Below are 4,812 nucleotides of genomic sequence, written 5' to 3'. Positions count from 1 at the left end.
CCCCAGGCCCCCGCCTTCCACGACGAGCTCTTCGGCCCGGTGGCCACGCTGCTGCGCGCGCGCGACGTGGACCACGCCCTGGAGCTGGCGAACGCGACGCCGTTCGGCCTGGGCGCCAGCGTGTGGACGCGGGACGAAGCCGAGCAGCGGCGTTTCATTGACGGCATCGAAGCGGGCATGGTGTTCGTCAACGCGCTGGTGGCGTCGGACGCCAGGCTTCCGTTTGGCGGCGTGAAGCACTCCGGCCACGGACGCGAGCTGGCGGACGTGGGCATCCACGAGTTCGTCAACATCAAGTCCGTCCGCATCGCCGCGGCGGAGGACTCGGCGCGGCAGCCTCCGCCTCGCGGCGCCATCAGCGAGTAGCGACGGGGACTCACAGGCCCGGAGTGAGGGGCATGCTCCGGCGCTTTGTGTGTTCTCTCTTTCGGAAGAGCTGGCAGACGCAGCAGTGCGCCATGAGAGCCACTCCCCCTGGGAAGTCCGAACTTCAAGCCGGACACGCTCCAACTGGCTGACGCCGTGCTTCGACAGTGCCCCGCCTGTTGGCTGGCGCCCGCTCGGGCCCGATGACGAGCTGCTCCGGACGCTCCTTCCCGATGAGGAAGCCTGACCTCAAGCATGTCCGCCGATGTGATATTCCGCAGTTGCATGGAAATCTTCCAACTCGCGGATACGGTCGAATTGAACAACGCCTGGCTCGTCGGCCTGAGCGTGACCTTGCTCCTGCTCGCGCTCTGGGCCGTCCTCGTGGCCTCCAGTGCGCTGCTGTACCAGGGCATCCGGCTGGTGGGGGTGAAGGCGCTGGAGCAGGCGGCCGACACCCTCCGCAAGCGCGCCCGGCTGAGCGCCGCCATCCTGTCCTTCGTCGTGGTCGTCGTTGGCATCGCCGTGCTGGGCATTTCCCTGTGGGCGAAGCAGGACCTGTCCCCCCACTTCAATGCCTTGCTCGCGGGCGTGACGGTGGAAGGGCTTGCGGCCCTGGGACGTGGAGCGGGGCTGCTGGTGCTGTTGCTGGTGGCCGTCCTGGTGCTGGAGCGGGCGGCGCGCCGGCTCCTGGTGCGGCTCGAACGCAGGTTGGACGCATGGCAACTGCCCCCAGAGCACAAAGCACAGGCGCAGAAGGCGATGGAGCAGGGGCCCGGCTTCATCAAGCTGTTGCTGGCCTACTTCGCGGTGGGCATGGCGGTCACCTCGCTGCAGCCCCCAGCCGCGCTCGACTGGCTCATGGGCACCACCCTCTTCGTGCTGCTGGCCATCAGCGGTGGGCGCCTGGCGGTGTCCTTGCTGCACCTGCTGTCTGGGCGGCTGGTCGGCTCCTGGGCGGCGAAGGGCACGGCCACGAAGTACGAGGAGTACTTCATGGCGCTCAGCCGGCTGCTGCCGGTGGGGCAGAAGAGCCTGGAGGCCATCGTCTACATCTCCGTGGCGACCCTCATCATCCGCCGCTTCCAGGGCCTGGAGCTCTTTGCTCCGTACGGGCCGGTGCTCATCCGCGTCATCGCCCTGTTCTTCGCCGCCAGCGTCGTCGTGGAGTTCGTCCGGCTGCTCATCGCCCGGGCCTTCAAGGTGGACGGCATCGACCTGGATGATTCGGCCCGGCGCCGCAACACCTTCGTCGCGCTCATCCAGGGCGCCTCCAAGTACCTGGTCTATTTCCTGGTGGGGATGATGGTGCTCAGCGACCTGGGCGTGGACCCCACCCCCATCCTCGCGGGCGCGGGCATCGTCGGCCTCACCGTGGGCCTGGGCTCGCAGGCCGTCGTCACGGACATGGTCAACGGCATCTTCCTGCTCTTCGAGGACCAGATATTGAACGGCGACTACATCCGCATCAACGATACGGAGGGCGTGGTGGAGGAGATAACGCCTCGCATCACCCGCATCCGCGACCGCTACGGGCGCCTCCACATCCTCCGCAACGGCGAAGTCAAGAATGTCATCAACTACAGCCGCGGCTGGACGCTGGCGGTCGTGGACATGGCCGTGGCCTATGAGTGCGACTTGAAGAAGGTGATGAATGTGATTGGCCAGGTCTGCGAGCAGGTGCCCATGCTGTCGCAGGGCAAGGTGTCCGAGCTGCCCAAGCTGCTGGGCATCGAGAGCATGGACGAGAGCTGGATGACCCTGCGCATTGAAGCCAAGGTGCGGCCAGGGACGCACTTCGACGTGAAGCGGCTGCTCAACCGGCTGCTGTTCGAGGCCTTCACCGCCAACGGCCTGGAAATCCCCTACCCCAAGTCGGTGGAATACGAAGGGGCCTCATTGCTGCCCGCCACCGCCGCGCCGCCGCAGGAGGAGCCCCAGGCGCTCGCCGCTTCGGACCGGCGCCGGTAGCGGCGCCTCCCCAGGGGGCCCCGGCTGACCTTGACGCCACCCGCCCCCTGACACGGAAGTCGCGGCTTCCTCCCAATGCGGCACATCGCTCCCTCGGAGAAGCCCCGGCACGGGGGTTGCTCTATTGCATCCGCAACCACTCTTCAGGGGGCACCGTGCATTCCTCGCAGCCCGTCACCGCACCTGACTCAAGACTCCGGCGCTGGTCCATCCGCGCGGCGTTGCTCCTCGCTTGCGTCGCGACCATGGCGACCTCCCAGGACAACACCGTGCGGGCCATCCAATCCGGGGCCCCGTTCGCCCTCACGACCGAGCAATTGAAGACAACGCGCCACGTCACGGTGCGCATCGCGCCCCAGAGCGATGAGTTCTCCAGCCTCCTCTCCATCACGACCCGCATCACGGCCCAGTGGGTTCCCGACGCCCCTGCCCCAGGTCCGAGGCCCACGCTCCAGGTGCAATGGCCTGTCGCGGAGCCCCAAGGCCCCCTCAATCGCGAGCGCATCCTCCTCGCGGAGAACGACAGCGCCCCCGTTGAGGCAGCCGCATACTCCTATCACGACCTCCGCTGCGACGCCCGGCAGGAGTGTGTCTGGGAGGGGGCGCTGGAGTTCAGCATCGACAGCGAAAACCCTGGCACCGTCGACATGCAAGCCTGGAGCGTGGAAGTCTCAATCGATCCATTCAGCGGCAAGACGCTGTCCGAGCGTGACCTCTCCGTCGTCATCTCGGAGCACTGACGCATGACGCCCACCAGGCGCCCTTCGCCGGGCAGCGCGATGTTGCATCCCCTCACCCTGGCGGCGGTGGCCCTGCTCCTCCTCAACGACCATGTGTTCAAGGCACAGTGGCCGTCCTGGTGGACAGGAAAGCTGTCGGACGTGGCGGGGCTCGCCATGTTCCCGCTGCTGCTCCAAGGGCTGTGGGAGCACCTCGGCACGCGCGACCGCGAGGCCTTCCAGCCCTCCCGCGCGGTGCTCCACGGCTGCGTCCTGATGACGGGGCTGTGCTTCTCCGTCATCCAGGTCTCCGAGCTCGCCGGAGATGGCTGGCGCTACGGCCTGGGCCTCCTTCAGTGGCCCCCGCGAGCAGCGTGGGCCCTCCTCACGGACGCACCCCGGCTTCCGCGCGTCCTCCCCGTCGCGCACGTCGCGGATGCCGAGGACCTCCTCGCGCTGCCCGCGCTGTGGGTGGCCTTGAAGGTGGGCGGGCAGCGGTGCGCACCTCGCGCCACGCCCGACGTGGGCGCCCCGAGCAGCGCGCCCGCGTGACACACACTCCCGGCAGCTACCGCATCCGCGTCCGCCCACCACCACCGGGCGCGGAGTGGACCTCCTCCAGCGCCTGCGTCACCGCCTCCACCTCCGCGCCGAGCTGCTCCACGCTCTGCCGCAGCCCCAGCCCGGCGATGTCCTCTCCCGCGGTGTCCGCCGAGCGCACCCGCAGCACCTGCGCGTAGAGGCTCTCCAGGGTGTAGTAGAGGCGCATGTGCTCGGCCTCGAGCCGCGCCGCCGCGGTGGCCAGCTCCGCGCGCTGACGCCGCTGCGCCTCCAGCGCGGCCAGCGCTCCGGCCAGCCGCTCCCGCACCACCGCGTCCTCTTCCGAGGCCACCCGCGCGGCCAGCGCGTCCCGCTCGGCGTCCAGCCGCTGGGCCTCATCCGGCGGCGCCAGCGCCCGCAGCTCCCCCTCGCGGCGCACCAATGCATGACAGCCCTGCCGCAGAGCCTCCACCGTGCGCTCCGGCGCATGCACCAGCTCGCGCAGCACCGTGGGCCCCTCGCGCAGGGCCTCCATCAGCCGGGCGCAGAGTGCGTCCACCTTCGCCACCCGGGGGTCCGCATCCCCCACGGGCGCCCGCTCCGGCGCCCCCGCATCGCGCGCGCGGGCCTCGTCCCGCCGGGGACGCTCCAGGTGCTTCAACGATGCCAGGAAGAAGCCCAGGGCCACGAAAATCAGCCACCACAGCCGGCGGGGCTGCGCCAGGGCAATCAACACACACGTCATCGACGCCGTGACATAGGCGGCGCCCCTCGCGGGGTTGCGCGAGCGGGGGGACAGCACCTCCCGCTCGGCGCGGCGGGCGGCGCGCTTCGCCTCCCGCTGCCACTGCTTCTCCCACTTCCGGCGAACCTTCCGAGGCGGCATCTGCCCGGTGCGGCGCACCCAGGCCTCCACCGCCGCGTCCTCACGCGCGCGGCCCTCCGAGAGCGCGTCCTCCAACCTGAGCAGGCGTTCATGTTGGAGACGGGAAGGTGGGGAAACTGGAGGCTGGGAACGTCCGCGAGGCACGGGGTGACGATAACGACGACACGCCTCCTCAGGGAGGGGAAGCGCGCCATTCGTCGCCTGCTGCATATGCAGCGTGTAACAAACGGAAATGCTCAACCGTTTGCATTCGCCCCGGGAAACTCCGTAGAGAATGTGCGCTGGCGGGGGGCGAAAAAGGGGGCAGGTGCCGTGGAGTTACCGGAGGAG

The 4,812-nt window shown here is 69.2% G+C and carries 5 protein-coding genes; 4 read left to right on the top strand and 1 reads right to left on the bottom strand.

Annotated features, from left to right (window positions below):
• From G4D87_RS33740 to G4D87_RS33725, 4 genes are all read left to right on the top strand, one after another.
• Nucleotides 1-366: aldehyde dehydrogenase family protein (locus G4D87_RS33740; RefSeq protein ID WP_163786791.1), on the top strand; the 366-nt coding region annotated here is incomplete at its 5' end.
• A 285-nt stretch (nt 367-651) separates the two neighbouring features.
• Nucleotides 652-2,337, top strand: a complete 1,686-nt coding sequence (locus G4D87_RS33735) for a mechanosensitive ion channel family protein (protein ID WP_163786790.1) — start codon at nt 652-654, stop codon at nt 2,335-2,337.
• Between the two features lie 245 nt (nt 2,338-2,582).
• Nucleotides 2,583-3,077: a hypothetical protein gene (locus G4D87_RS33730; RefSeq protein ID WP_163786789.1), complete on the top strand. Its 495-nt coding sequence runs from the start codon at nt 2,583-2,585 to the stop codon at nt 3,075-3,077.
• Nucleotides 3,078-3,080: 3 nt separating this feature from the next.
• A complete protein-coding gene (locus tag G4D87_RS33725) occupies nt 3,081-3,608 on the top strand; it encodes a hypothetical protein (protein WP_163786788.1) in 528 nt (175 codons plus the stop codon).
• A 16-nt stretch (nt 3,609-3,624) separates the two neighbouring features.
• Here the strand turns inward: G4D87_RS33725 and G4D87_RS33720 are convergent, their stop codons facing one another.
• Nucleotides 3,625-4,698, bottom strand: coding sequence for a hypothetical protein (locus G4D87_RS33720; protein ID WP_163786792.1), 1,074 nt, complete (start codon nt 4,696-4,698; stop codon nt 3,625-3,627).
• Nucleotides 4,699-4,812: the final 114 nt, after the last annotated feature.

Origin of the sequence: Myxococcus vastator, from assembly GCF_010894475.1 — a bacterium.
Lineage (GTDB): Bacteria > Myxococcota > Myxococcia > Myxococcales > Myxococcaceae > Myxococcus > Myxococcus vastator.
The sequence above is the reverse complement of the archived record's forward strand: the minus strand, read 5'-3'. Positions and strand labels throughout refer to the sequence as shown.

Bases quoted from the DNA above. Each gene is read 5' to 3' on its own strand.
- G4D87_RS33735 (WP_163786790.1), top strand. From the start codon at position 652: ATGGAAATCTTCCAACTCGCGGATACGGTCGAATTGAACAACGCCTGG.
- G4D87_RS33730 (WP_163786789.1), top strand. From the start codon at position 2,583: ATGGCGACCTCCCAGGACAACACCGTGCGGGCCATCCAATCCGGGGCC.
- G4D87_RS33725 (WP_163786788.1), top strand. From the start codon at position 3,081: ATGACGCCCACCAGGCGCCCTTCGCCGGGCAGCGCGATGTTGCATCCC.